Source organism: Salinibacterium sp. CAN_S4 (assembly GCF_015752305.1).
In the GTDB taxonomy this organism is placed as follows: Bacteria; Actinomycetota; Actinomycetes; order Actinomycetales; family Microbacteriaceae; genus Rhodoglobus.
On sequence record NZ_JADOVB010000004.1, the window covers coordinates 14,096 to 39,017 of the forward strand.

Annotated in this window: 24 protein-coding genes and 1 tRNA gene; 11 read left to right on the forward strand and 14 right to left on the reverse strand. The window is 65.0% G+C overall.

Annotation, left to right across the window (positions count from 1 at the left end; translation table 11 throughout):
* Positions 1–111 precede the first annotated feature (111 nt).
* Genes pstC through pstB form a run of 3 tightly spaced genes read left to right on the forward strand, consistent with a single transcriptional unit; the run spans position 112 to position 2,933 of the window.
* On the forward strand, positions 112–1,050 hold the full coding sequence (gene pstC, locus IWX81_RS10735) for a phosphate ABC transporter permease subunit PstC (protein ID WP_199281325.1): 939 nt from the start codon (positions 112–114) through the stop codon (positions 1,048–1,050).
* Positions 1,050–2,129: a phosphate ABC transporter permease PstA gene (gene pstA, locus IWX81_RS10740; RefSeq protein WP_199281326.1), complete on the forward strand. Its 1,080-nt coding sequence runs from the start codon at positions 1,050–1,052 to the stop codon at positions 2,127–2,129. The genes pstC and pstA overlap by 1 nt, the downstream gene beginning before the upstream one ends.
* Before the next feature lie 24 nt (positions 2,130–2,153).
* Positions 2,154–2,933: a phosphate ABC transporter ATP-binding protein PstB gene (gene pstB / locus IWX81_RS10745; protein ID WP_199281327.1), complete on the forward strand. Its 780-nt coding sequence runs from the start codon at positions 2,154–2,156 to the stop codon at positions 2,931–2,933.
* 119 nt (positions 2,934–3,052) lie between these two features.
* On the opposite strand, the gene IWX81_RS10750 is transcribed toward pstB, so the two are convergent.
* The 3 genes from IWX81_RS10750 to IWX81_RS10760 all read right to left on the reverse strand — a co-directional run bounded on the left by IWX81_RS10750 (position 3,053) and on the right by IWX81_RS10760 (position 5,315).
* Complete coding sequence (locus IWX81_RS10750) at positions 3,053–3,829, reverse strand: anti-sigma factor (RefSeq protein ID WP_199281328.1); 777 nt, start codon at positions 3,827–3,829, stop codon at positions 3,053–3,055.
* Positions 3,826–4,422 carry a sigma-70 family RNA polymerase sigma factor gene (locus IWX81_RS10755; RefSeq protein WP_334593907.1) on the reverse strand — a complete coding sequence of 199 codons (597 nt, stop codon included), beginning with the start codon at positions 4,420–4,422 and terminating at the stop codon, positions 3,826–3,828. Before IWX81_RS10755 ends, IWX81_RS10750 begins: the two co-directional genes overlap by 4 nt.
* Positions 4,423–4,685: 263 nt before the next feature.
* Positions 4,686–5,315, reverse strand: a complete 630-nt coding sequence (locus tag IWX81_RS10760) for a DNA-directed RNA polymerase subunit beta (RefSeq protein ID WP_199281330.1) — start codon at positions 5,313–5,315, stop codon at positions 4,686–4,688.
* 25 nt (positions 5,316–5,340) lie between these two features.
* On the opposite strand from IWX81_RS10760, the gene IWX81_RS10765 reads away from it, so the two are divergent.
* The 3 genes from IWX81_RS10765 (at position 5,341) to IWX81_RS10775 (ending at position 6,685) form a co-directional block, all read left to right on the forward strand.
* Positions 5,341–5,413 (forward strand) — tRNA-Lys (locus IWX81_RS10765).
* A gap of 487 nt (positions 5,414–5,900) precedes the next feature.
* Entirely contained in the window at positions 5,901–6,173 is a 273-nt protein-coding gene (locus IWX81_RS10770; RefSeq protein ID WP_199281331.1) for a type II toxin-antitoxin system TacA family antitoxin, read from the forward strand.
* The gene (locus IWX81_RS10775) at positions 6,170–6,685 is read left to right on the forward strand and encodes a GNAT family N-acetyltransferase (RefSeq protein WP_199281332.1); all 516 of its coding nucleotides are present in this window, start codon (positions 6,170–6,172) and stop codon (positions 6,683–6,685) included. Before IWX81_RS10770 ends, IWX81_RS10775 begins: the two co-directional genes overlap by 4 nt.
* A 17-nt stretch (positions 6,686–6,702) precedes the next feature.
* On the opposite strand, the gene IWX81_RS10780 is transcribed toward IWX81_RS10775, so the two are convergent.
* Positions 6,703–7,374 (reverse strand): hypothetical protein, encoded by a 672-nt coding sequence (locus tag IWX81_RS10780; RefSeq protein ID WP_199281333.1) that lies wholly within the window; start codon positions 7,372–7,374, stop codon positions 6,703–6,705.
* Between the two features lie 1,182 nt (positions 7,375–8,556).
* On the opposite strand from IWX81_RS10780, the gene IWX81_RS15080 reads away from it, so the two are divergent.
* Entirely contained in the window at positions 8,557–8,703 is a 147-nt protein-coding gene (locus IWX81_RS15080) for an HNH endonuclease (protein ID WP_442977751.1), read from the forward strand.
* Positions 8,704–8,814: 111 nt separating this feature from the next.
* Here IWX81_RS15080 and IWX81_RS10790 read toward each other — a convergent pair whose 3' ends face one another.
* Together IWX81_RS10790 and IWX81_RS10795 are read right to left on the reverse strand one after the other, a co-directional pair.
* Complete coding sequence (locus IWX81_RS10790) at positions 8,815–9,195, reverse strand: VOC family protein (RefSeq protein WP_199281335.1); 381 nt, start codon at positions 9,193–9,195, stop codon at positions 8,815–8,817.
* Between the two features lie 9 nt (positions 9,196–9,204).
* Positions 9,205–9,801, reverse strand: a complete 597-nt coding sequence (locus IWX81_RS10795) for a GNAT family N-acetyltransferase (RefSeq protein ID WP_199281336.1) — start codon at positions 9,799–9,801, stop codon at positions 9,205–9,207.
* 141 nt (positions 9,802–9,942) lie between these two features.
* Here IWX81_RS10795 and IWX81_RS10800 point away from each other — a divergent pair, with 141 nt between their 5' ends.
* The 3 genes from IWX81_RS10800 (at position 9,943) to nagA (ending at position 13,541) form a co-directional block, all read left to right on the forward strand.
* On the forward strand, positions 9,943–10,890 hold the full coding sequence (locus tag IWX81_RS10800) for an NAD(P)/FAD-dependent oxidoreductase (protein WP_199281337.1): 948 nt from the start codon (positions 9,943–9,945) through the stop codon (positions 10,888–10,890).
* A gap of 96 nt (positions 10,891–10,986) precedes the next feature.
* The gene (locus IWX81_RS10805) at positions 10,987–12,390 is read left to right on the forward strand and encodes a family 20 glycosylhydrolase (RefSeq protein WP_199281338.1); all 1,404 of its coding nucleotides are present in this window, start codon (positions 10,987–10,989) and stop codon (positions 12,388–12,390) included.
* Between the two features lie 5 nt (positions 12,391–12,395).
* A complete protein-coding gene (gene nagA, locus IWX81_RS10810; RefSeq protein ID WP_442977711.1) occupies positions 12,396–13,541 on the forward strand; it encodes an N-acetylglucosamine-6-phosphate deacetylase in 1,146 nt (381 codons plus the stop codon).
* A 190-nt stretch (positions 13,542–13,731) separates the two neighbouring features.
* Here nagA and IWX81_RS10815 read toward each other — a convergent pair whose 3' ends face one another.
* The 6 genes from IWX81_RS10815 to IWX81_RS10840 form a co-directional block, all read right to left on the reverse strand.
* On the reverse strand, positions 13,732–14,502 hold the full coding sequence (locus IWX81_RS10815; RefSeq protein ID WP_199281339.1) for a glucosamine-6-phosphate deaminase: 771 nt from the start codon (positions 14,500–14,502) through the stop codon (positions 13,732–13,734).
* Positions 14,502–15,455, reverse strand: coding sequence for an ROK family protein (locus tag IWX81_RS10820; protein WP_334593914.1), 954 nt, complete (start codon positions 15,453–15,455; stop codon positions 14,502–14,504). Before IWX81_RS10820 ends, IWX81_RS10815 begins: the two co-directional genes overlap by 1 nt.
* Entirely contained in the window at positions 15,452–16,327 is an 876-nt protein-coding gene (locus IWX81_RS10825; protein WP_442977752.1) for a carbohydrate ABC transporter permease, read from the reverse strand. Before IWX81_RS10825 ends, IWX81_RS10820 begins: the two co-directional genes overlap by 4 nt.
* Positions 16,285–17,205 (reverse strand): carbohydrate ABC transporter permease, encoded by a 921-nt coding sequence (locus IWX81_RS10830; RefSeq protein ID WP_199281340.1) that lies wholly within the window; start codon positions 17,203–17,205, stop codon positions 16,285–16,287. The genes IWX81_RS10825 and IWX81_RS10830 overlap by 43 nt, the downstream gene beginning before the upstream one ends.
* Before the next feature lie 130 nt (positions 17,206–17,335).
* On the reverse strand, positions 17,336–18,628 hold the full coding sequence (locus IWX81_RS10835; protein WP_199281341.1) for an extracellular solute-binding protein: 1,293 nt from the start codon (positions 18,626–18,628) through the stop codon (positions 17,336–17,338).
* 48 nt (positions 18,629–18,676) lie between these two features.
* Positions 18,677–19,810, reverse strand: a complete 1,134-nt coding sequence (locus IWX81_RS10840; RefSeq protein WP_199281342.1) for an ROK family transcriptional regulator — start codon at positions 19,808–19,810, stop codon at positions 18,677–18,679.
* 155 nt (positions 19,811–19,965) lie between these two features.
* Here IWX81_RS10840 and IWX81_RS10845 point away from each other — a divergent pair, with 155 nt between their 5' ends.
* Positions 19,966–23,469 (forward strand): DUF4132 domain-containing protein, encoded by a 3,504-nt coding sequence (locus IWX81_RS10845; protein ID WP_334594073.1) that lies wholly within the window; start codon positions 19,966–19,968, stop codon positions 23,467–23,469.
* Positions 23,470–23,492: 23 nt separating this feature from the next.
* Here the strand turns inward: IWX81_RS10845 and IWX81_RS10850 are convergent, their stop codons facing one another.
* Together IWX81_RS10850 and IWX81_RS10855 are read right to left on the reverse strand one after the other, a co-directional pair.
* Positions 23,493–23,984 carry a DUF2231 domain-containing protein gene (locus IWX81_RS10850; RefSeq protein WP_199281590.1) on the reverse strand — a complete coding sequence of 164 codons (492 nt, stop codon included), beginning with the start codon at positions 23,982–23,984 and terminating at the stop codon, positions 23,493–23,495.
* A 77-nt stretch (positions 23,985–24,061) separates the two neighbouring features.
* Complete coding sequence (locus IWX81_RS10855) at positions 24,062–24,922, reverse strand: 3-hydroxyacyl-CoA dehydrogenase (protein WP_199281344.1); 861 nt, start codon at positions 24,920–24,922, stop codon at positions 24,062–24,064.

The window sequence follows — 24,922 nt, forward strand, 5'->3', positions numbered from 1 at the left end:
CGACAGGCTTGAGGGACTCGGCCAGCGTTAGTGACATCGGCTCCCTCGACCGCCACAATGGCTCCAGACAAGTTCAGCAAATACGAGACAGACGGGCCCAGGACGACTGCGATGACCACCACACCTGCGGTACGCAAGCCCAAGACAAGGCCTGCAGATCGCATCTTCGCCGGCAGCACCATCGTCGCTGGCAGCATCATTCTCGCCGCTCTCACCGCGGTCGCCGTTTTCCTTCTCGCGCAGAGCCTCCCTGCGCTGCTGGCTGATCCTGCCGATCTACCGGGTGCTCCGGCAAGCTTCTGGGATTACGTTGCCCCTCTCGCCTTCGGCACGGTCTGGGCGGCATTCCTCGCCCTGCTGATGGCCCTGCCGGTGTCACTCGGCATCGCACTTTTCATCTCCCATTACGCACCGCGCAAAGTGGCGCAGGGGCTCGGCTACATCATCGACCTGCTCGCCGCGGTACCGTCTGTCGTGTTCGGGCTCTGGGGCATCAAAGTCCTTGCACCGGCGGTACAGCCGCTGTACACGTGGCTCGTGGACAACTTCGGCTGGCTGCCCTTCTTCACCGGCCCCGTTTCAGGAACCGGCCGCACCATCCTCACGGTCGCTATCGTGCTAGCGGTGATGATCCTCCCCATCATCACCGCGATCTCGCGCGAGGTATTCCTGCAGACTCCCGTGCTGCACGAGGAAGCAGCGCTCGCCCTGGGAGCCACACGCTGGGAGATGATCCAGATGGCGGTGCTCCCCTTCGGTCGACCCGGCATCATCTCGGCAGCGATGCTCGGCCTCGGTCGCGCACTCGGCGAAACCATGGTTGTTGCGATGGTGCTGTCACCGGCGGTCCTGATCAGCTTCGTGCTGACCGGATCGGCAAACTCGAATACGATCGCCGGAAACATCGCCCTCAACTTCCCCGAAGCCTACGGACTCGGAGTCAACGCGCTCATCGCCACAGGCCTTGTGTTGTTCGTGATTACCCTGGTGATCAACTCACTAGCCCGATTTGTCGTCAACCGCCGCAAGGCATTCTCTGGAGCGAACTGATGACCACGACTGCTTCTACGGGGATCGTCAACTCACTCACGACCGGGCGCCTTCCGCGCTGGGCCCCATGGCTTATGCTCGGGGCGAGCTGGGCCGTGTCGTCAGCCTTCTTCGCGCTACTCGCCGCTGCGACATCAGCCGAATTCAACATCGTGCTCGCGATCTTCGTCGGCACAATCCTGTTCAACATCGTGATCTTCGTGATCGCCTACCTGGTCGAGGGTGCACGACAGGCGCGCAACCGCCTGGTCACGTCACTCGTCTCTACGGCGTTCATCATCGCGCTGCTCCCGCTCATCTCGCTCATCTACACAGTGGTGGCGAGCGGCCTCGTCCGCTTCGATCCGCTCTTCTTCAGCAGCTCGATGCGGAACGTCGTCGGCGAGGGCGGTGGAGCGCTTCATGCGATTACCGGCACACTGCTCATCACGGGTACCGCGGCGCTGATCTCTGTTCCCGTGGGCCTACTCACTGCCATCTACCTGGTGGAGTACGGTCGAGGCGCGCTGGCGCGCGCAATCACGTTCTTCGTGGACGTGATGACGGGCATTCCCTCCATCGTCGCAGGCCTGTTCGCGTTTGCGTTTTTCGCACTGATCACTGGCGACGCCGGAATCAGATTCGGCTTCGGTGGGGCTGTCGCACTATCCCTCCTGATGGTCCCGGTCGTTGTGCGGTCCAGCGAAGAGATGCTCAAGCTCGTTCCCAACGAGCTGCGTGAAGCTTCTTACGCGCTCGGTGTGCCGAAATGGCTCACCATCCTGAAGATCGTTATCCCCACATCGATCGCAGGCATCACCACCGGAGTCACGCTGGCCATCGCGCGCGTAATCGGTGAGACCGCACCGCTGCTGATCATCTCGGGCTTCGCAACGAGCATGAACTACGACATCTTCTCTGACCGGATGATGACCCTGCCCGTCTTCGTCTACAACCAGTACGCGCAGCCCGGCACCGACGTGCAGGTCTACCTCGACCGCGCCTGGGCGGGCGCGCTGACCCTCATTCTCATCGTGATGGCGCTGAACCTGATCGCCCGATTGATCGCCCGCATCTTCTCCCCCAAGCTCGGCCGCTAAGCGGCGCGCAAGAAAAGGAAACCTGTGTCAAAGCGCATTGAAGTCAACGACCTCAACGTCTTCTACGGCAAGTTCAAGGCCGTGGAGGATGTCACCCTGAAAATCGAACCCCGCACCGTGACGGCCTTCATCGGACCCTCCGGTTGTGGCAAGTCGACGTTCCTGCGCACGCTCAACCGTATGCATGAGGTCATCCCCGGCGCCTATGTCGAGGGTGAGGTGCTGATCGACGGCAACAACCTCTACGGCCCCGGTGTCGACCCCGTGCTGGTGCGTCGCCAGGTCGGCATGGTGTTCCAGCGCCCGAACCCGTTCCCCACCATGTCGATCCGTGACAATGTGCTGGCCGGCGTGAAGCTCAACAACACCCGCATGTCGAAGAGTGACGGAGACGACCTCGTCGAGAAGTCGCTGCAGGGCGCCAACCTCTGGAACGAGGTCAAGGATCGCCTGGCACTTCCCGGCTCCGGTCTCTCCGGTGGGCAGCAGCAGCGATTGTGCATCGCCCGCGCGATCGCCGTCGAGCCCGAGGTGATCCTCATGGACGAGCCGTGTTCGGCACTCGACCCGATCTCGACGCTCGCTATCGAGGACCTCATCGAGGAGCTCAAGCAGGAGTTCACGATCGTGATCGTAACCCACAACATGCAGCAGGCCTCGCGCGTCTCGGACCGCACGGCCTTCTTCAACATCGCCGGCACCGGCAAACCGGGCAAGCTCATCGAGTACGACGACACCGTCACGATGTTCTCGAAGCCCAGCGTGCAGGCCACCGAAGACTACGTATCAGGCAAGTTCGGTTGATCCCGACCGTCTGACGCACGCATAAGGCCCCCGATCACTCGGGGGCCTTTGTGCGACTGGGCTGCAGGTCAGGCTGACGTGCTGGTCAGGCGCTGGTGCAGGTCAGGCGCTGGTGCAGGTCAGGCGCTTTGGATGCTGATGACCGGGGCCGTGGTCGGTGACTCCGAGCCGCCCCGTGGTTCGATGGTGACGCCGATGACATCGCCGCTCTGCAGTTCACCATCGAGCACGCGCCAGGCCTTGCCGTCGTCGTCGATGCTGAACGTGCCGGCGGCACGCGGACCCTCGTCGTTGATGTACCACAGCTCATAGACCTTGCCGGACTCGAGCGCCTGCAGGCCTTCGGCGATGAACGCCGAGGTGCCGAGCTCTTCCGACCACATCAGGGTGGCCGAGCCTCCGCCGTCGATTTCGGTGTCGACACGCTGGGTGTCGCTGGCCGATCCGATGGCGGCGAGCTGGTTCGCCTGTGCCTGCTGGAACGAGTTGTCGTTGACGGTGTTGACGACGACGCCACCACCGATGATCAGGATGACCGCGGCAGCAACACTTGCGAGTGCCGTCAGCGGCTTCGAAAACCAGCGAGCCTGCGCTTTTGCTGCAGCCTTACCGGTGAAGCTGCTGATGTGGATGGGAGCCTCTACGGGCTCCTCACGTGGCAGCTGGGGCGTGGAAGCGAGTTGCGCCATGATGCCCTGCTTGAGGGATGCGGGAGGCGCGACCGGGTCGATGGCCATGCCGAGCAGCACGGCGGTATCCGTCAACTCGGTGACCTCGTTGCGGGTCTCTTCAGACTCGGCGAGGTGGGCTTCGAAAAGCTTCGTCTCGTCGTCGCTCAGTGCATGAAGGGCGTATGCCCCCGACAGGCTTTCGACGTCGTGCTTTCGGGGAGTCACGATGTCACCCCCAACTCATCACGCAGGCGGATCATGCCGTCGCGCAGTCGTGTTTTGACCGTGCCGATCGGCACGCTCAGTTGTGCTGCCACCTCGCTGTGGCTGAATCCGCCGTAGTACGCAAGGGAGACAGCCTGGCGCTGTAGTTCGGTAAGTCGTGACATTGCCTTCTCCACCCTTTCGTGTTCGATGCGGACCTCGATTGTTTCTGCGACATTGTCGTATTCGGGGCTGTAATCACGGATTCCGATGCGGGTGTCGCGGTCGCGTGACGACTGTGAGGATCTCACCCGGTCTACCGCTCGGCGGTGGGCCATCGTGAGAATCCACGTTGCTGCTGCACCCTTATTCGGATCGAAGCGTGTTGCGGTTTGCCAGATCTCTAAAAAGACTTCCTGCGTCACTTCTTCCGATTGGGAGTGGTCACGCAGAAGTCGCTTGATGAGCCCGAAGACTCGGGGCGAGATCTGGTCGTACAGTTCGCTGAACGCCAACTGGTCACCGTTTGCTACGCGCTCGAGGAGATCCTGCTGGCTCGCAGCAGCGGCGCGCCCAGCGTTGGGACCGGCCGAAACGTCATTCTCCTGAGACATGGTCTCCAGCATGACACTTAACCTCCCCTGCTGCATCGGATCACAGGGTATTCGTGGCCGTAGCGGGAGGAGTTTGGTCTCGACCGGGGTGAGGCGGGGTGAGTCGCCTACCGGGAGTGGTGCCGGACCGCAGAACGCCTCTCGGCGCAAGGCCGCTCGAAGCGGCTATTAGTGGAGCCCGGGGTTACCGCGGCCCGGCTCGAATATTTTAGCAACGTTCGCTGAATGCCGCGTCCAGTTGTGGATGCCCTGCTTCAGGTTCCCTATTCAAGATTGCCCGCGCGATACAGCCGCGCACACGCCGCGAACTCGTCGGCCGTCAGCGCGAGACGGTCGGCCCGGGTGGTCAGCTCGGTGGCCCGCTCCGGGTTCGTCGGGTCCGCGTCATCCGCAGCGCTGGTACAGCCCGCGGCGAGGATGCGGCTGAACGATGCGGCTCGGTCGAGGGCTATCGCGAAGTCCCCGCGGAAGAGACCGCGCAGGATCTGGTCGGCGAGGGCCGTGATCTCGTCGGGACCCGTGGGCATCGGCGCTCCGGCGACGAGAGCGTCAATGGTCGGAAGCATGTCGAGGCCTCGCTGGAACAGGAAACTGGTGCCCGTGGCATCCTGCCGAATGAGCACCCGGATGAGGTAGATGCGCCACAGGGCGCCGGGCAGGCTGCGCGGGCTGGAGCGTGCCCAGAGTTCGGCGAGCGCGTCGATGCCGTTCGCGTCGGTGTAGGCCACGAGCCGTTCGATGACCTCCGTGTCGTCGGTGGCCCTGGCGCGGCTCAGCAGCGCATTCGCGGTGTCGTGGGCCACCCGCATGATCTGCGCCGGGTCTTCTCCGCCTTCGAAGGTGTCGAACTTATCGCCGGAGTACTGGGTGGGCTTGTGGAAATCGTCGGCCATAACTCCACGGTACGCTTGACGGGTAGGGCCTGTAGCTCAGTTGGTAGAGCATCGGACTTTTAATCCGCGGGTCCCGGGTTCGAGCCCCGGCGGGCCCACAAAGGTGACGCGGTCACCATCCCCTCAACTCGTCCCCTCGCGCACCTGACCGTGTCGCGTTTGTGGGCCCGCACGCAGAAGAACCCGTCGTGGGCCCTCGCTGAGCAGTCCGGATCATTGCGCCGTCGCTGCACATCCCCCTCCCCCAATACCGCGCAATGAGCCGGGGGCTCAGTAGGGGAGTCGAGCCCCGGCGGGCCCATGATGGTGACGCGGTCACCCTGCCCCAACTCCTTCTAGCCATCAACTATGATCGCGTCGCCGATGTGGGCCCGCACGCAAAAGAACCAGTCGTGGGCCCCGCTGAGCAGTCCGAATCATCGAGCGGGTCTGCTGTCGCTTTGGGTGACCACCCGAACGACCACCCCAGCGAACCCCTCGTTTGGTCCCTCGCGACGGGTGAGGGACCAACCGAGCGGTTTGCGCAATCTGCCAAGTCGCTACACGACTATCCGTTGTACGGATAATTGCCGTACAGTAAGAAACATGGCTCTCACCAAATCCGACCGTATTGAACTGCGCCTCACTCGCGAGCAAAAGACGGAGATCGAGCAGGCTGCGGCTCTCTCAGGGCGGTCTGTAACTGACTTCTCCATACCGCTTCTCGTGAAAGAAGCCGAGCAGATCATCCGCGTTGAACGCGACCTACGCATGTCCAAGAAGTCTTGGGATGCCTTCAACGAGATCCTTGACCGACCCGCCAAGCCGGTCAGCGGATTGGCTGACCTCCTGAAGCGACCCTCGGTGTTCGAGGATTGAGCCTTCGCAGCCCCAGACCGCTAGGTGCGTCCGACGACGTCTCGAAGTTCGACTGTGGTGAACAGAGCCTCAATAACTGGCTCAATTTACGTGCGATAAAGAACCAAGCCACGGGGGCATCACGGACGTTCGTGTCCATCGACAGCGAGACTGACACGATCGCCGGCTACTATTGCTTGTCCGCCAGCTCGCTGCGTCAAGAGGATGCTCCGAGCAAGGTGACGAGGAACATGCCCGACCCGGTTCGTGTGATCCTGATCGGCCGCCTCGCAGTCGACCAGGCGTTCAAGGGTAGAGGCCTTGGCGCATCGCTCCTCCAGGACGCATTGCTCAAAGGGATCGAAGCTTCACGCATTCTGGGAGCACGGGCCTTCATCGTCGACGCCCTAGACAGCGATGCGGAACGCTTCTACGAGAAGTTCGGCTTCACGCTCGTGCCGCCCGCTAGCAAGCGTGCGATGTACCTGCTCGTCAAGGACGCCGAAGCGACGGTCGCCGACCTGGACAAGTAAGTCCAGAGGATGAGCTCTTAACGCTCCTCCGTCGCGATCATCCCGAGTAGTCGCTCTAGATCATCCGTGCCGACGAGACTGTCGTCGACTGCGACGAGCGACAAGAGCGTCACGGTCGAACCGACGCGAGCTGCCGCCTCGAGCTTGTGATGGCCGTCGAGAACAAAATGCATGAGACCCGAATGCGCATCGAAGCCGTCCGAAGGCTGGGTGCGATCGACAACCGAGAGCGCCAGGACGGTCGGGGTTTCGCCGCCCCTAAAGCGCGCTTCATAGTCGTCAACTCGCGAGGACTCGTTCCATGATGGAGGCACAATCGGAACGATGAACTCGAACAGGCTCTCGTGTTCCACCTGCCAGGTGTCGCCCCGGTAGTAGGGCGTACGAACGTTGTGCGGCATTCCCCAGAATGGTTCGACTCCGCGATGAGCGACCTGCTCGTTCGCGAAGTAGTCGCCTTTAGAAAAAGGCATCACTAGAGTCGGGTCAACCGAAAGGAGCATGGGCAGATAGCGGCCCTTCGGCAGAATCTTCGAGGCGGCCTTGATGACCTTTCGATCGATCGAGGTGAGACCACGATTCAGCAGGGACTGCATCTCGTCATTCGAGAGGGTTTCGTTCGCCCCACCCATCCGCTCGAAGAGTAATGGGCACGTGCCGCACCAGAAGCTCAGGTCGAACGCGTCCACTCCGTCGAGCCGCAGGCGCCGATCGCCTGTCTGCCCAGGCTTCGCCGGGTCAGGACGGACGAACGACAGCTGAGCGCCGTCTGCGCCCAGCTGCACCGGCGCTGACTTCGCCAGGATTCGCGTGGGCATGTGCACGGGCCAATCCTAGGCCGTGGTCGGACATGCCTCCCGTGCCCAGATTTTGCCGACAACTGAATCAAATTGTGATCATCGCAACGTGACCCACGTCACTCAAAATGCCTGTGAATGGAGGGAAGTTGGGCACCGGCAACACCCCAAAAAACTCCCCGGTTCCGTCCTTAGATCCGCGGGTCCCGGGTTCGATCCTCCGCGAGCCCACCGGGTGAGACATATCTAGCGGGGCGTCGAGCCATTCGTCGACTTGCGATTCTGACCGCAAGCCACCCCATCTCTGGGGGGAACACCGAAACCCTTCGCCCTATAACGTGAGGATAAGACGGAAAAGCGGCCCGCCGTCCGATCGGAGAACGGATTATGTCCCCTGAGACGTCCGTCTTTTTGATTGCTGCCGCAGCTGTGGCCTCACTGGCCCTGATCTGGCTTCTCCTCATCGTGCGAGAGCGGAAGCGGATCTCCGAGGCGAGCGAAGCATTGCGCCGACTCGAGGATCTCAATGCGAGCGCTCGCGCGTCTCTTGATCAACGACCTCCGATCTCTCAGTCGTTCACCATGAGGGCAACCTCGAAACAGAGATTCGATCGCCAAGATCTCCCTGCTGTGATGGCTTCTAACGTCTTGGACAATGAAGAGTGGTTTGTTCAGGAGGTTGAACTTCGAGTTGCAGCGACCATCTGTTTCAGCATTTATGACCGCGACTTCGAGTCCCTAGGAGATCGTTTTTTAGGGAATAGCGGTCATCCCAGCGTCAAGGAGGCGCGGTTCACCTCTATCGAGATGAAGCAATTCCGCCGGCGAAAGCTCAAATACCCTGTGCCGATGGCGCGCGTAAGCTCCGTCGTCAAATACACGAGCCCGAAGGGGCAGAACTCGTATTCTCGGAGCCTCTCATGGGACTTCGATCAGCTGACACACGGCCTCCAACTTCCGCAAGCGACCCGAGCACGCCAGTCAACAACACAAGCTCTGCGCCGGCGAGAGCGCAGTCTCATGACGGACCACTTGCGGATGACAATCCTTCGCGGAGACAGTTACCGTTGTCGCATGTGCGGAGCATCCGCGTCCAACGGGGCGACTTTGCACGTGGACCACATCATTCCCGTTAGCCGCGACGGGCGAACTGTTCCAGAGAACCTTCAGACTCTTTGCGAGCCATGCAACCTAGGAAAGAGCAACAGGTTTGTCGGCTAGTCGGGACGAAGAGCGCTACGGGACCGTTGCCTGCTGAAATCAAGAGGACTTAGCTGAATCAGCCATGCCGAGGCTCGGAGGGCCGCCGCGCAAAAGTCTCGAAGCGAGAACTCACAGCGGGTTGAGGCGCGTCTTCAGCAGGCCGAACTCGTTGCCTTCCGGGTCGGCGAGCACGTGCCGCGACTCCTCTCCCGTCTGGCCGATGTCTGCCACGCGCGCACCAAGAGCAAGCAGGCGCTCGAGTTCCGCATCCTGGTCACGGTCGGTCGCGTTGACGTCGATGTGCAGGCGGGACTTCGACATCCGCGGCTCGTTGCTGGGGCTCAGGATGATCGTGGGCTGGGCACCGCCGAAGCCGTCGCGCGGCCCGATCTCGAGGGATCCGTCGCCGTCTCGATCGAGCACCACGAAATCCAGAACTTCGCACCAAAAGGTGGCCAGCAGTTCGGGGTCACGACAATCGAGGACGAGTTCGCTGATGCGGGAAGCCATGCCCCCAAGCTACTCTCTGCGGATACCGTCAGCCGGGGGAACCGTCAGGCGCATCACGGTCTTGCTTGTGCCGATGTGACGCTCGAACGTGAATCCGGCCTTCTCGAACATGGCCCTCGTGCCGTTGTGGAGGAACGACGACGACGTCTTCTTGTCGGGGCGCAGCTCGTTGGGAAACGAGACCACCTCGCCGCCGCCGGCCTGCGCGATCAGCTCGAGCGCACCATCCAGCGCGACCCGTGCTACTCCTGAGCGTCGGTGGTCCCGGTCGACGAAGAAGCAGGTGATGCGCCACGGGGCAGGCCGAGTGTCGCCCGCGTCGTATTGCTTGCGGTGGTAGATGCCCGGCAGCTCGAGCGGGCTGCCGTATTCACACCAGGCGATCGCGTTGTCGCCCTCGAACACGAGTGCGGCGTGCGCGACACCCTCTTCGACGAGTCGCCGCTTGAACGTCGGCCCGTCGTACTCGCTCTTGACTGTCTGTTGCGTGTCGCCGTGAAAGTACGAGCAGTAGCAGCCTCCCCACACGCCGTTGTGCTTCTGGGCAAGCGCCAGCCAGGCAGGGAAGGTTTCCGACGTGAGCGGTCTGACCACGAGTTCAGCCATGCCCACACCGTACTCCCGGCTCCGGATGCTGTCACCGGCGACATGAGGGTCTGGAGCCGTTGACGGGACCAGGGGTGCCCTGGGTCGAACCTGTGCCGCGACCGGTAGCCCGCGCTCGTCGGGACGGGGCAGGATGAAGGGATGCAAAAACCTTCAGTTCTCATCGTCGGCGCCGGCATTGCCGGGGTCGCCTGCGCCCAGGCCCTCCGCAGCGCCGGGATCACGGCACGCATCGTGGATCGCGGCCGCAGGGCGGGAGGCCGGATGGCCAGCCGCACGATCAACGGTCGTACCGTCGATCTCGGGGCCGCGTACTTCACGGCGGAGCCCGGCTCGGGGTTTGCCGGCGTGGTGGATGGCTGGGTGGAGCGCGGTCTCGCGCGCCCGTGGACCGACACGATCGCGGTGGCCGGGCCCGACGGCATCCAGCGTTCCAGCACCGGGCCGATGCGGTACGCCGCCCCTAGCGGACTCCGCGGGCTCGTTGTCGACCTCGCGACCGGGCTTGAGGTCGAGCAGGGCATCACCATCGAGCACGTTGCACCGGGTGAGGCAGACGGCGAGCGCTACGACACGGAGGTGCTCGCGATGCCGGACCCGCAGGCGCGGCGGCTGCTCGACGAGGCATCCACTCTTCGCGAGAAGCTGGATGACGGCTCGGGCTGGGCGCCCAGCATCGCTGTGGTGCTCGAGTGGGCGAGCCGCGAGTGGGAACCGTTCCACGCGGCCTTCGTCAACGATGCCCCCACGCTGTCGTCGCTGGCCGATGACGGCGACCGACGCGGCGACGGCGCCAACGTGCTCGTCGCGCACACGACCGCCGAGCTCGCCCTCGAGCACCTCGACGACCCTGATCGCGCGATCGCTCCGGCCATCGAGGCGGTGCAGAGGCTGCTGTCACTGAAGGATGCACCGCTGCATTCGTTCGCGCACCGCTGGACTTTCGCGCGGCCGACGTCGCAGCACGCCGAACCGTTCCAGCTCGACGACGGCATCGGGGTGTGTGGTGACGCCTGGGGCGAGCGCTCATCGGTGGCGACAGCGTGGGCGTCCGGGGACGCGCTGGGCCGGGCTATCGCCGCCGGGTAGCCGGAATCCGACCGCAGCGGCCTCATCTCTGGCAGAATGGACCGATAGTTAGTTAGGACTCCTGACAAACTACGGCCGCCCAGCGATTGGACCGATGTGACGACAGTCATCCCCGCGCCCGTGAGCCGGGTCGACGGCCCGGGCACGTTCACCCTCACGAGCTCCGCGACGGTCGGCGGCGATACCGTCACAGCCGGTTACGCCGCCGAAGTGCTGGGGCTCGCGGTCTCCGGTGATCCGACGATCGACCTCGCGCTGGCGGCATCACCCGCGCCGGGCGGCTATTCGCTCGAGATCACGAGCGGCGGCATCCGCGCCGAAGCCGACACCGCCGCCGGTCTCTTTCTCGCCGTGCAGTCGCTGCGCCAGCTGCTGCCCGCCGACCAGGCGACCGGGGTGACGAGCGCCGAGCTGCCGATCACCCGCATCGACGATCACCCGCGGTTCCACTATCGCGGCGCGATGCTCGATGTCGCCCGCCACTTTTTCCCCGTGGATGCCGTCAAGAAGTACATCGACGACATAGCGCTGCTCAAACTCAACCACCTGCACCTTCATCTCACCGATGACCAGGGCTGGCGCATCCACATCGACTCATGGCCGGAGCTAACGCGAGCCGGGGCGACCACGGAGATCGGAGGGCGCGGCGGCGGCTTCTACTCGAAAGACGATTACCGCGAGATCGTGCTGTACGCGGCATCCAGGTTCATCACGATCGTGCCGGAGATCGACCTGCCCGGCCACACGAACGCCGCGAGCGTCGCCTACCCCGAGCTCAGCGACGTGCCGGTGGAGCCGTACGAGGGCATCGAGGTGGGCTTCAGCTCCCTCGCCATCCGCAGCGAGACGACCTACAGGTTCGTCGACGACGTCATCCGCGAGATCGCTGGCCTGACGCCCGGCCCCTACCTGCACCTCGGCGGCGACGAGTCTCTGTCGACGACCGACGACGACTTCCTGTACTTCATCCAGCGGGCGACCGCGATCGCGGCGCGGTACGGCAAAACCCTCATCGGCTGGCACGAGATGGGCCGAAGCACGGCGCTGCCTGCCGGCACGATCGGGCAGTACTGGAGCTTCACCACCCCGCAGGAGGGCGCCGCCGAGCACACCCTCTCGTTCGTGAGGCAGGGCGGCCAGATCATCATGTCGCCGGCGGATGTGGCCTACCTCGACATCAAATACGACGACGCCACCGAGCTGGGGCTGGTGTGGGCGAACGGCCCGACATCGGTCGCGGACTCGTACGACTGGGACCCGGCCGCGATCATCCCCGGCATCGGCGACGAGCAGTTGCTGGGCGTCGAGGCCCCGCTGTGGAGCGAGACGACGGCGACGATCGGCGACGTCGAATACCTCGCGTTCCCCCGGATCGCCTCGATCGCGGAGATCGCGTGGTCACCAGCCGGAAAGCGCGACGCCGTCGAGTTTCGGCAGCGTCTCGACAGGTTCGTCCAGCTTCTCGATGCCCTCGGCATCCACCACGGCGGCGTAGCCTGAGCACCGTGAGCACCCTCTTCCACTCCGCGCGCAAACTCGACGCGCACGGGCAGGTCGACGACTTCTGGATGCTCGTCGACGGCGACACCATAGCGACGACCGGCAGCGGACCGCAGCATCCCTTCGCGACCGAGACGGTCGACGTCGGCGGACACTGGCTCGTCCCGGGGTTCATCGACCTGCACGGCCACGGCGGCGGCGGCTTCGCCTACGACGGCGGACCGGATGCCCTCGCCTCGGCTCTCGCCATGCACCGCTCGCACGGCACCACCCGCTCGGTCATCAGCCTCGTCACGACCCCGCTCGACGAGCTGCTCGCGAACCTGGAGGTGGTCGCGGCTGCGGCCGCCGCGGATCCGCTCGTGCTCGGCTCGCACCTCGAGGGTCCGTTCCTGGCGCCGGGCAATCGCGGCGCGCACGGCCTGGAGCATCTGCTCGAACCCTCTCCGATGGTCGTCGACCAGCTGCTGAACGCGGCCCGCGGCACGCTGCGGCAGATTACGATCGCCCCCGAACTCCCCAACGCCTTTGAGGCGATCGACGTTCTCGTCGAGGCGGGGGTCGCGGTCGCGGTCGGCCACACTCTGGCCGACGAAGCTCTCACGCAGCGGGCCTTCGACGCCGGTGCGCGCATGCTCACCCATGCGTTCAACGCGATGCCGGGCATCCACCACCGAGCGCCAGGCCCCGTGGTGGCCGCATTCGACGACGACCGGGTGACCCTCGAGCTGATCGTCGACGGGATGCACGTGCATCCGAGCGTCGTGCGCCTCGCCTTCGGTGCAGCGCCCGGCCGCATCGCCCTCGTGACCGATGCGATGGCCGCCGCCGGCTCGAGCGACGGTGACTACACGCTCGGAGCGCGAGACGTGACGGTGCGCGACGGGCTCGCGACGATCCGCGGGACGGCGACGATCGCCGGTTCCACCCTGACGCAGGATGCCGCCCTCAGGCACGCGATCGCCGATGCCCGCATCCTCCCGGTCGACGCGGTCACGGCGCTCACCCTCACGCCGGCGCGGGCTCTCGGCCTCGACCACCGCCACGGCCACCGCCTCGGCCTGCTGGCGCCGGGCTTCGCCGCGGACGCCGTGCTGCTCGACCACGAGTGGAACGTCACCGGAGTGTGGGCCGACGGAGCGCGCATCTAGCTCACGCCCCTCGAAGCGCTCGGAACGATGATGGTGCCGCACCTCAGCCCCGGTCGCGCGCCAGCAGTCGGCGCAGGGTCTCGAGACTCCAGTATTCACCGCGGAGCGCCATCCGCGCGCAATGGCTGGAGTTTCGAGGTGCGTCAGCGACGGGAGGCCGCAGCTCGGACCGACGGAAAGGGTCGCGGCGCTAGTTCCGCTCCCACTCCGGGCGGTTGTTCCATGCGTAGCGGTAGTAGTCGGCGTGCTCCAGTTCGGCGGCGGCCGCGTCATCCACGATGACTGTCACCCGCGGGTGCAGCTGGATGGCGGAGCCCGGCAGCGATGCGGTCAGCGGGCCCTCCACTGCTCCCGCCAGCGCCTTCGCCTTCGCAGCACCGAACGCGAGCAGCACGAGGTGGCGGGCTCGCAGGATCGTGCCGAGCCCCTGCGTGATGCAGTGCATGGGCACCTGCTCCGGCGAGTGGAAGAAGCGCGCGTTGTCGAGCCGCGTCTGCTCGGTCAGCGTCTTGATCCTGGTGAGCGATGCGAACGACGATCCGGGCTCGTTGAAGCCGATGTGCCCGGTGCGCCCGATCCCCAGGATCTGCAGGTCGACCCCGCCGGCCTCGATGATCGCCGACTCGTAGTCGTCCCCTGCGGTCTCGATGGGTCCGCTGTCGGCCGGCACACGCACGAGGCCGGGATTCAGCCCGAGTGGCTCGACGACTTCGCGCGTGATGACGGCGCGATACGACTCAGGATGCCCCGCCGGCAGCCCCACGTACTCGTCGAGCGCGAACCCCCGCACCTGCGTCAGGTCGAGGTTGCGGGCCGCGAGCGCGGTCCACGTGGAGAGGGGGGTCGAACCCGTCGCGAGCCCGAGGACGGCCCGGGGGTCACGGCGGACGAGCCGCTCGATCGCGTCCGCAGCCACCTCGCCCGCGGCATCCGCCGATTCGACGATCACCACCTCGGCCATCAGGCCACCCCCACCAACGCAGCACCCACGGCTGCCGCGGGGAAGTCGACGGGCACGATCGCGACGCGGCCGCTGAGGCCGGTGGAGGCGAGGAATCCGGACGCGGCCTCCCACGAGCTGAGCACAGCCCTGACCTCGTCGAGGAGGATCGGGCCGAGCGACGACAGCCCGCCCCCGATGACGACACTGTCGACGTCCACGGTCAGCACGAGGATCCGCACCGCGGCCGCGACGTTCTCGACGAACCTGGTCTTGACCTGCGTGGCCACGGGGTCGCCCGCGGCTGCGGCAGCGAAGAGCGCACGGGCCGGCTTGGGATCGTCGGTCGGCCACTGGCGCGCAATCGCGGAGCCTGACGCGAGCATCTCCAGGCAGCCACGCTGGCCGCACGGGCACTCGGGGCCCTGCGGGTCGACCGGGATGTGGCCGATCTCCCCCGCCGTACCTCGCGAACCCCGCCACACCCGACCGTCGATGACAATGCCGGCGGCGAGTCCCGTGCCGAGATTGAGGTAGGCCATCGAGAAGCTCTCGTGCTTCTCCAATAGGTGGAACGCCCCGAGCGCCGCCGCGTTCACGTCGTTGTCGATGCGCACCGGTCGCCCGAGCCGGCGGGTGAGTTCCGAACCCAGTTCGAGCCCCTCGAGCCCGAGGTTCACGGCGTGGGTCACCCGGCCCGTGCCATTGTCGACGGCTCCGGGGATTCCGACACCGATGGAGGCGAAACTCGTGACTCCGGTCTGCGCGAGGTCGGCGAGCCGGGTGACGGCAGCGACCGCGGTCTCGAGCACGGCATCCGGACCGAAGCCGGTGGGAAGCCTGAGTCGCTGCACGATGGTGCCGGTCGGGTCGATCACCACCGCATCGGTCTTGGTGCCGCCGATGTCGATGCCGATGCGCAGCGCGCTGCCGGCCGCGAGCGCCGTGTCGACGTGGAGCTGGGTGTCGGTCATCCCTTCACCGCCCCGCTCACAAGTCCCGAGGTGAGTCGGCCCTGCACGATGAGGAAGAAGATGATCACCGGCACGGCGACGAGCGTGGACGCCGCCATGACCTGGCCCCAGTCGGTCTCTCGCGTGGCGGAGGCCTGCACGAAGCCGCGCAGCCACAGCGGCAGGGTCTGGGCCGCCTCGGAGGGCAGCAGCACGAGGGCGACGGTGAACTCGTTCCAGGCCTGCAGGAACGCGTAGACACCGGATGCCACGAGCCCGGGTGCGAGCAACGGGAACGTGATGCGCATGAAGGCTCCGAACCTGCTGAGCCCGTCCACCATCGCGGCCTCCTCGAGGTCGACCGGGACGCCAGCCACGAAACCGCGCAGCATCCAGATGGTGAACGGCACGACGGCCGCGATGTAGATCACGCTGACGCCGATGACGCTGTCGAGCAGCTGAACGCTCGCCACCATCTTGTACTGGGCGATGAAGAGCCCCTCGGCCGGGAGCATCTGCACGATGAGCACGGCGAGAACGAAGCTACGGCGACCGCGGAACCGGAACCGGCTGATCGCCACGGCCGCGAGGAACGCGAAGACTATGCAGAACAGCACGACCGTGAGGGTGATGGCGACGCTCATGCCGAGGGCGCTGAAGAACGCACCATCGGCGATCGCGCCCGCGTAGTTGCTCACCGTTCCGTCGACGGGGAAGAAGGTCGGGATGAACGACTGCAGGATCGCCGTGGGAATGAACGACGAGCTCACCATCCAGTAGACCGGGAACACCCAGACCAGGGCGATGACGATGGCAAGAGCGCTCAGGAGCCCCTTCGCGAGACGGCGGTTCACGCTGCGTCCTCCTTCAGCAGGCTGCGGATGTAGAACCAGCTCACGGCGATGGTAATGCCGAGCACGAGGATCGACACGGCCGAGGCCATCCCGAAGTCCTGCGCGCTCGTGCCGAGCTTGTAGATGTAGGTGCCGAGCAGGTCGTAATCGCCCGACTTGGAGCCGGCATCCTGCAGCAGCTTGATCTGGGTGAATACGCGCAGGTCCCAGATCAGCTGGAGCAGTAGCACGATCGAGATCACCGGGCGGATCATCGGGAGGATGATCCCCCAGAACCGCTGCCAGCCCGTCGCACCGTCGAGCTGCGCGGCCTCGAGCACTTCGTCTGATACCTGGGTGAGCCCGGCGTAGACGGAAAAGGCGACAAAGGGCACGCTCATCCACACGACGATGATGGAGGCGACGAGCAGGAACGTGAACGGCGTCGACAGCCAGTCGAAACGGTTCATATCGACGCCGGGGACCATGTCGAGCAGGTAGTTGATCGCGCCCCTGCGGCGGTCGAACAGCCAGATCCAGACTGTCATGGCCGAGACGACGGGCATCGACCAGGCGAGCAGGAGCGCCACCTGCAGCACGAGTCTCGCCGTCTTCGTCACGGCCGACATCAGCAGCGAGAGCAGCGTTCCGATGCCCAGCGTCACGAACGCGGTGACCAGGCAGAAGGCCAGCGACTTGCCGACGACGACCCACAGCTGCGGGTCGGTGGCGAGGGTGACGTAATTGTCGAAGCCGACAAAGGGCGCGGCCTGGCCGAACTGCTGTTTCAGCCCATATTCCTGGAACGATGTGACGATCTGCCAGATCACCGGATACCCCATGCCGAGCAGGAGGATCGCTATCGCCGGGATGAGCAGCAGGTGCGGGGCACGGATGCCGCGGCGGTTGTTGGTGCGGGTGAGAGCGTCAGCAGACATGGCTGGTCCTCCTTTCGGCAGAGTGGGCTTTCGGCAGAGTGGGCTTTCGGCAGGGTGGGTCGGAAGCGCAGAGAAGTGGATGGTGCGGGCCGGGCGACGCTGGCACGTCGCCCAGCCCGGGTTGACAGCGTCAGCCGTTGATTAGGTCGTCGATCCTGGCGTCGTACTCTGCGGCAAGCGCCTCGATGTCGCCACCGCCATTGACCTTGCCGAAGAACTCCTCGAGAAGGCCCGAGCCTTCGACAGCGGCCCAGCCGGGAGCGGCGGGGGTGAGCTTCGAGTTGGCAGCCGACTCCGAGAGGGCCGTGGCGAACTGGTCGTCACCGAGCGATGAGGCGTAGTCCAGGTTGGCCGGGCCGAGCCCGTTTTCGCCGAGCATGTTCTGGTACTCCTCGGAGAAGATGATCTTCATCAGCTCGCGAGAACCGGCCTGGTTCTTGCTGGCCGCCGAAATCGCGATGTTGGAGCCGCCGGCAAACACCGGGGCTGCTCCGCCATCGACACCGGGAAGCACGAAGCTGCCGAAGGTGGCGTCGTTCCACGTCGCTACGGTTTTCGTGCTGTCCTTCGGGTCGGGGGTCAGGTCACCGATGGACCAGTGCGCCCAGCCCGGAGCGATGATGGTCGCCGCCTCGGGGGCGCCGGTGGCGGCGTTGTTGTTGATGTTGACCCACGGGGTGCTGTCGGCCTCGGTGACCGGGGCGAGCGAGGCATCCGTGTACAGGGTCTGCAACTGGGTGAGACCCTCGACCGTCTTCGGGTCAGAGAGGGTCGACGTCCAGGTGTCGCCGTCCTTGGTGGCGAGCTCCCCACCGTTCGCGAAGACCCATGACACGCCGTTGCGCCAGTCTTCGCCACCGATGTAGAAACCGGACTGGGTGTCGGTCTTCAGCTTCGCGGCATCCTCGTTGAACTGCGCGAGGGTCGTCGGAACCTCCAGGCCCGCAGCAGTCCAGACGTCTTTGCGCATGAAAATGTAGCGCGAACCGAAGTAGTAGGGCAGCGCATAATTCGCGCCGTCCACGGCACCGACCTCGACGAAGGAGGGCAGCAGCTTGTCGCCACCGAGCTCGCCGTACATGTCGCTGATGTCGCTGAACGCACCGACTGTCGTGAAGGTCGGCGACCAGGTGTTGCCGATCTCCGTCACGTCGGGCGTATTCTCGGTATCGGGTAGCGCTGTCGTCAGCTTCGAAAGGGCGTCCGACCAGTCCTGCTGCTCAACGGTAAGGGTGCCCCCGGTTGCGTCTGCGTACTCTGTCTTAAGGAAGTCACGCAGCGTATCCGGGGTGTCACCTCCCATGAGCCAGAGGGTGATGTTCTGGCCGTCGGCCGATTCCTCGGCGGGAGCCGGAGCGGAGCACCCGGCGAGAACGACGAGTGCGGCGGTCGCTGCTGCGACCAGTCCGATCTTTCGCTTCATTGTGTCTTCCTTCTGTGGATGGGGTGGTGCGGGCAGTGGTGCGTGGGGTCAGGAGACCCCGAGTTGCGCGGAGAGGACCATGACGGCGGCGCCGCGCATGACGATGTCTTCACCGAGCGTTGTCATCCGCAGCGTCAGATCGCCGTGGAATTCGGCCATCGTCCTGCTGCGGAGGGTCTCGATGGTCGCCAGGGCAAGCGGGCCATCGAGAAGTTCTGTCGGACCGCTCAGCACGATCTCGGCCAGGTTGAGCGCGCCGACGACGGGGGCGAGCGCGATGCCGAGGCGCTGGCCGGCCTCCGTCAAAATCTCGGTGCGCGACTCGGGGGCGGCCGCGATGGCGTTCTCCAGTCGAGGAGTCGCGAGCCAGGTCTCGAGGCAGCCGTGCTTTCCGCACACGCACTCGAGGCCACCGTCGGTGCCGACCACGACGTGTCCGATCTCGCCGGCCGCGAACCGGCTGCCGAAGAGTGGTGTTCCGTCGAGCAGGAGCCCGGCGCCGACGCCGTGGCCGACCTTGACGAGCATCATGTCGCTGTCGGCGTCACCGAAGCTGTGCTCGGCGAGCGCAGCGGCATTCGCGTCATTGGCTACCACGACGGGCAGCCCGAAGTGGGTGGACAGGATGCCCTGCAGGTCTTCCCCCAGCCAGCCGAGGTTGGGGGCCGAGAGCACGACGCCCGCGAGATCAACGACACCGGGGGATCCGACGCCGAGTCCGAGGATCGGCAGCGTCGACTGGGCCACGAGCGACTCGGTCAGCTGAATCACCAGCGCCGTGGCATCCGCTCCGGTGGCACCACCGAGCGGGACTTCGGCGCGGTGCATGATCTGGCCATCGAGGTCGAGCACGGCCCCGCGGAAGATGGCGTATTCGCTGAGGTCGATGCCGATGATCTGGAACGCCGTGCGGTCGAGTTCGAGAAGCGTTGCGGGCTTGCCCGGTCGTGCATCTTCGCGCTGCCCGGTCTCGATCACGAGGCCCTCGGCGATCAGTTCGGCGACGAGATCGGATACGGTGACGCGGGTCAGGCCGGTCTCGCGGGCGATGTCGGCCCGGCTCTGCTGCCCGACGCGGTAGACGGTCTGCAGCACGAGAGCACGGTTGTGTCCGCGGGCGTGCTCCGGGAGCAGTTTGGTGGTCGGTCGCAGTGCTCGGCCGGTGCTGAACCTCGTTGTCATGTTTGTTAGTAAAGCTTACGAACTAATTATGTGCAAGAGGGAAATGTCGTCAGACTCGGGCTCGGGAGTCAGCACCCCCACTACTGGAGGGTGGCACTTCCGCCGCATTCTGAAAATATTGAGGCGAACTCCCAAACGCGAGGCGGCCTGCTGTGATGATCGTCGACCCCCGCACCCTCTTGGCGGAGTCCTTCAGTGAGCTCGATCCCCGCGTGCGGAAGAACGTGATGGACTACGTGTTCATCGGCACCGACGCTCGGTTCCCGTCCCGGCTGCGTGAGAAACACAGACTGGCGCTCAGCGCCATCAGACCGCACACGCGGTCCGAGTTCTACCGTCACCTCGATGCCATCGATCGCGCAGACGACCAGATCATCGTGCGGCTCGGTCGGCTTCTGGTGGCTACTCAGCCCTCGTGGTATCCCTGGCCGCGGGATGTGCCGGCGTCCATCTGGGCGGTAATCACTGATGCGAGGGATTCTGCGTTTGGTCCAGCGCAGTCCGCCCCCGCCTTCACATCGATCACTATCGACCGCATCCGGGCACTCTTCGCGCTCGAGGGGGTGCGGAGTGACGCGATCCCCGCCCTCGTGATCGAACTCCTCGTGGGGACATCTCGGAGATCCGATGGCTACTCGGTGCGGGGCCTGCAGACGATTCCGGGCATCCCCGAGTTTGTAGCCGCCCACCCGGAGGCGCTGCGATCGCGCCTGGAAGGATTCAGCGAGGAGGCCTTTCTGGAAGTCGTGAGACTCGCGTCGATCGAACCATCGATCGCCGCCGCGCAGGCCGATGTGCTCGCGTATTGCGCGATTGCGTTCGGCGCCCCACTTCGCGCGGCCGCGCTGGCCGTCGTCGGTTCACTGCAGGTCGACACTCAGGTCGCGGTACTGGAGCCGTTGATCGCAACGACAACGGAGCCCCACCGCGGGCGGGTCATCGCTGCCATCGAACGGATCCCGGACCGCGCAGCTGCGATCGGGGTTTTGGAGCGTGCGCTGTCCCGCGGTGGACCCGGATCGATCGCGATCGACCGGTCCATCCAGCGACTGGCAATCTACGAATTGTCTGAGACTCCCACCGCGCCCGATCTCACGCCCATGGTGCCGTGGCCCGACGAACCGTTGGATGGCGCATCCGTCGACTCGATCCGCAGTGCTCTGGTCGCCTTCCGTGAAACCCAGAAGCGGGTGATCGCGAACATGACGATGGCCACAGCTGAATCGGTTACTCACTTCCCCGGGTCATACTCTTCGAGCGCCATCAGAATGTACGAAGGATGGATCGCGCGCATCGACGCCACACTGGCCGCACTGCCGACCATCGTGGAATACCTTTCAGGCGAAGCTCCCCACCCCGGCAGCGATCTCCTCGAGCCGCTCAGATTCCAGGGCGTGAGCGAGCGAATCCTCGGATTGCGGGCGGTCCATCGCGTACGAGTGTCAGCAAGACCCGACCGGGAGGCATCGAGTCACCGGGCATGGGTCGAGCGTGGAACCTCGGATGTGCGTCCGGCCGTCGATGTTCTGGTGCGGTCCGGCCACACCGAGAAGGATGCCCACAGCACTGTCGCTCGACTCGCACTCACCAGCATCTGGGCCGGTCCCATGCTCGCGCCGATCCAGTTCGTCGAGTACATGGCTGAGTATCCTCACGTCTTCGATGTGATCCTGGGTCTGGACGCTGGTGCCCGTCCCGACCCGACCATCGATCACAGGGGCGATGTACTCGCGATTCTCGAGGTGTCTCGCGTGTTGGCCGCACGATATCTGCCAGTGGTCACGGAACTCGCGATCGGTGACACAAAGACCCACAGGGCAATCGCTCAACGTGTGCTCGAGAACCACGGGCTCGCGGAACGAATAGCCGAGGAATCGCTGCGAGCGACCAGCACGGCGGGCCGGATCGCCGCCGCGGTGTGGGTCGAGCATCTCGGAGGCCAATGGGCTTTGGAGGCGTTGTCGCGCCAGTTCGACAGGGAACGCACCCCCGCCGTTCGCGCGACGATTCTCGCGGCACTCGAGCGACTCGGGCGCGATATCCATGACTATCTTCGGCCTGCCGCGCTCGAAGCCGAAGCCATTGCCGGGCTCGCGAAGGCCACCCCTAAAGGGCTGATGTGGTTCCCTTTCGACGAGGTGCCGGATGCCCGGTATCTCGACGGTGCCACGGTACCGTCCTCGGTGATGAGGTGGTGGGTCACTCTCGCGTTCACACTGAAAGACCCTGCAGGAGCCGGCTTGCTTCCCCTCTACGTCCGCACGCTCGACAGTGCGAGCGCTGCGTCACTCGGTCGGTTCGTTCTCGCAGCCTGGCTTGCCAGAGATAGCAACCACGACGACGAGAAGCTGATGAACCGTGCGCTCTCCGCCATCACCCAGCTCGCGCGGGTGCTGTCGATGATGGGGTTAGGCGACCCGGAGGTGCACGAGCACGCTGAGTACCTCTTCGATCTGTTCGAGGAGAAGCGCGAGAGATTGTCGGCATCCGCCCCGAGTGCGATCTCAGACAAGGGAATGCTCGCGCTCGCCTGCCTCGTCCCAGGAGCGGAACTCGCCGCGATCGCCCGAGAGTTCATGCGACGGCAACACCTCAAGCGCGCCCAGATCGAGGCGCTCCTCGTGCTGCTGTCACTCTCTGACGAGCCCGCCCCCGTGCAGTTGCTCGTCGCGACCGGGCGCCGGCACCGCACGGCTTCGGTTCAGGCCGCAGCTCGAGCCCTCATCGAGGAGGTGGCCACTCGGCGCGGCTGGAGCCCTGATGAGCTTGCTGACCGCATGATCCCCACCGCCGGTCTTGACCGTGATCGCACCATGCGGCTCGACTACGGCTCACGCACCTTTGTCGCCCGGCTCGGAACCGGTCTGAAACTCAGTCTCGAGACTGCAGAGGGAGAAGCCCTACGCGCCCTTCCTTCCCCCCGGCAGGACGATCTCCATGCGCCGGCTGTGAAAGTCCAATGGGCTGCCAGGAGGAAAGAACTCGCTTCCGTGGTGGCTACGCAGCAGAGACGCCTCTACGACGCGATGTGTCTTCGGCGGGAGTGGGACGGCTCCCAGTGGAGCGAACTGTTGCTCGAGCATCCCATCGTGGGGATCTTGGTGACGGGTCTCGTCTGGCACATCGACGGGACCACGGGACGGCCCGACCTCTCGGGTGTCGTGCGCACATCCGCGGGACTGGCAATCGACATCACTCAGGATGCCCGGATCAGCGTGGCCCATTCGACCACTCTCTCGCCTGCGGAGATCGCAGTTTGGAAAGAGATGCCGTCAGAAGTGCAGCTGGGTTTCGACCAGTTCGACGCGCCCGCCTTGGAGATCGACGGAACCGAGTCACGGCGCTTCGACTTGGAGGGATCTCCCTCCGAGTCATTCCAACTCAGGTCGCGGGCGAAAGCCCGCGAGTGGACGCGCGGCGAGACCGGCGATGGCGCGAGTTTCGACGAGTACGTCAAGCGATTCGACAAGGCGGGCCTGGAAGGGGTCGTCGCATTTTCAGGAAGCTCGCTGCCTGAGACCAGCATCCCTATCGAGTTGGGCGCGTTTACCGTGCGCCGAACGAGCAAGGGTCGAGGCGAGCTGGTGCGATTCTCAGAGGTCCCGCCGGCGCTGCTGTCGGAACTCGTTGCCGACTATCTGGCATTCGGGGCCGACTGAGGCGCTCAACTCCTCCCCCCGGCTCAGCCGAGACGCGAGTCCCACACGGCGCGCGCGCCCGACTCACCGATCAGCACGATCTCGACGACTGAGCCAATGCCGACCGCCACCACGGCGACGATCAGCACGATCGAGATGACCCTGCTGACGGTGGCAGAGGTGACGCGACCAGCCCACCGACCGTCTCCGGTGAAGAACCTGAACCACCCCCACTGCAGGGCTGCGAGGGCGAAGAGAGCGATCGCCCAGGGAAGCAGGTCGCCTCCGATCTCTGTGTGCGCTTCGCTGAGACTCGTCTCGGCAATCTGCTCCTCCAGCGCTTCGCCCGCCTCAGCCGTGATCGGCACAGCGATGAGTGCGGCGAGCGCCACGAGCGGGGTCACGATGCCGAGCCTGTGGCGAGCGGCCGGCCACAGCACAGAGAGCACCGCGCACAACGCTGCCAGCGGCACCACGATCACCACGAAATGCACGAGAAGCGGGTGGATGGGTAATCCGTCGACGATCCATTCCATGGTGTGCACTACTCCGATTTTTCGATCATGATTGCGGCTGGCGCGCCGGGGGTGTGGTTCGCGGGTTCGCGCGCGGGTCAGGCGGAATAGGTATAGAAGCCCTGGCCGCTCGCCATTCCGAGGTGACCCTTATCGATGTAGTTCTCCTTGAGCCAGGCCGCGAGCGCCTTCGACCTGTCATCACCGTGGGACAGGATGTTGTATGGCGTCGTCAACCCGATCACGTCGTAGATCTGGAAGGGACCCATCGGGGCGCCCGTGGCGATGCGCCAGGTCTTGTCGACGTCGGCGGGCTCGGCGTATCCGCCGGCAGCGAGCCCCGCTGCGGCGTTGAGGAACGGGACCAGGAGCGAGTTGAGCACGTACCCGGCCTTCTCCTTGTGGATCGGGATCGGCACCATTCCGATGGATGACGCGAACCGCACGACCTCGTCGAACACCGCCGGGTCGGTATCTGCCGTCCCCATCACTTCGGCAGTGTTGAACTTCCACACGTGGTTGGCGAAATGCAGGGCGAGGAACCGCGCGGGTCGGCCCGTGGAATCCTTCATGTCGCTGGGAAGCAGCGTCGACGAATTGGTGGCGAAGATCGTGTGCTCGGGGGCGACCCGACCGAGTTCCGCGTAGGTGGAGCGCTTCATATCGAGAATCTCGGGAATGGCTTCGATGACGAGGTCGGCATCCTTGACCGCGTCGGCGAGGTCGGACGAGAATCGCACCAGAGACAGAGCTTCCGCCGCCTTGCCGTCACCTGCGCCGTCGACGCCGTCATCGACGTACGTCCTGGCCAGGCCGGCGAACCGCACCCTGGCCGTCTCGAGTACCTCATCCGAGATGTCGTACGCCACGACGCTGAGCCCGCTGAACGCGGTCTGGAACGCGATCTGGGAGCCGAGCACTCCGGTTCCCAGCACTGTCACATTCTTGATGTCGGTCAT

Bases quoted from the DNA above. Each gene is read 5' to 3' on its own strand.
- pstC (WP_199281325.1), top strand. From the start codon at position 112: ATGACCACCACACCTGCGGTACGCAAGCCCAAGACAAGGCCTGCAGAT.
- pstA (WP_199281326.1), top strand. From the start codon at position 1,050: ATGACCACGACTGCTTCTACGGGGATCGTCAACTCACTCACGACCGGG.
- IWX81_RS10755 (WP_334593907.1), bottom strand. From the start codon at position 4,422: ATGTCTCAGGAGAATGACGTTTCGGCCGGTCCCAACGCTGGGCGCGCC.
- IWX81_RS10760 (WP_199281330.1), bottom strand. From the start codon at position 5,315: ATGGCCGACGATTTCCACAAGCCCACCCAGTACTCCGGCGATAAGTTC.
- IWX81_RS10770 (WP_199281331.1), top strand. From the start codon at position 5,901: ATGGCTCTCACCAAATCCGACCGTATTGAACTGCGCCTCACTCGCGAG.
- IWX81_RS15080 (WP_442977751.1), top strand. From the start codon at position 8,557: ATGTGCGGAGCATCCGCGTCCAACGGGGCGACTTTGCACGTGGACCAC.
- IWX81_RS10790 (WP_199281335.1), bottom strand. From the start codon at position 9,195: ATGGCTTCCCGCATCAGCGAACTCGTCCTCGATTGTCGTGACCCCGAA.
- IWX81_RS10795 (WP_199281336.1), bottom strand. From the start codon at position 9,801: ATGGCTGAACTCGTGGTCAGACCGCTCACGTCGGAAACCTTCCCTGCC.
- IWX81_RS10800 (WP_199281337.1), top strand. From the start codon at position 9,943: ATGCAAAAACCTTCAGTTCTCATCGTCGGCGCCGGCATTGCCGGGGTC.
- IWX81_RS10815 (WP_199281339.1), bottom strand. From the start codon at position 14,502: ATGGCCGAGGTGGTGATCGTCGAATCGGCGGATGCCGCGGGCGAGGTG.
- IWX81_RS10820 (WP_334593914.1), bottom strand. From the start codon at position 15,455: ATGACCGACACCCAGCTCCACGTCGACACGGCGCTCGCGGCCGGCAGC.
- IWX81_RS10830 (WP_199281340.1), bottom strand. From the start codon at position 17,205: ATGTCTGCTGACGCTCTCACCCGCACCAACAACCGCCGCGGCATCCGT.
- IWX81_RS10835 (WP_199281341.1), bottom strand. From the start codon at position 18,628: ATGAAGCGAAAGATCGGACTGGTCGCAGCAGCGACCGCCGCACTCGTC.
- IWX81_RS10840 (WP_199281342.1), bottom strand. From the start codon at position 19,810: ATGACAACGAGGTTCAGCACCGGCCGAGCACTGCGACCGACCACCAAA.
- IWX81_RS10845 (WP_334594073.1), top strand. From the start codon at position 19,966: ATGATCGTCGACCCCCGCACCCTCTTGGCGGAGTCCTTCAGTGAGCTC.
- IWX81_RS10850 (WP_199281590.1), bottom strand. From the start codon at position 23,984: ATGGAATGGATCGTCGACGGATTACCCATCCACCCGCTTCTCGTGCAT.
- IWX81_RS10855 (WP_199281344.1), bottom strand. From the start codon at position 24,922: ATGACCGACATCAAGAATGTGACAGTGCTGGGAACCGGAGTGCTCGGC.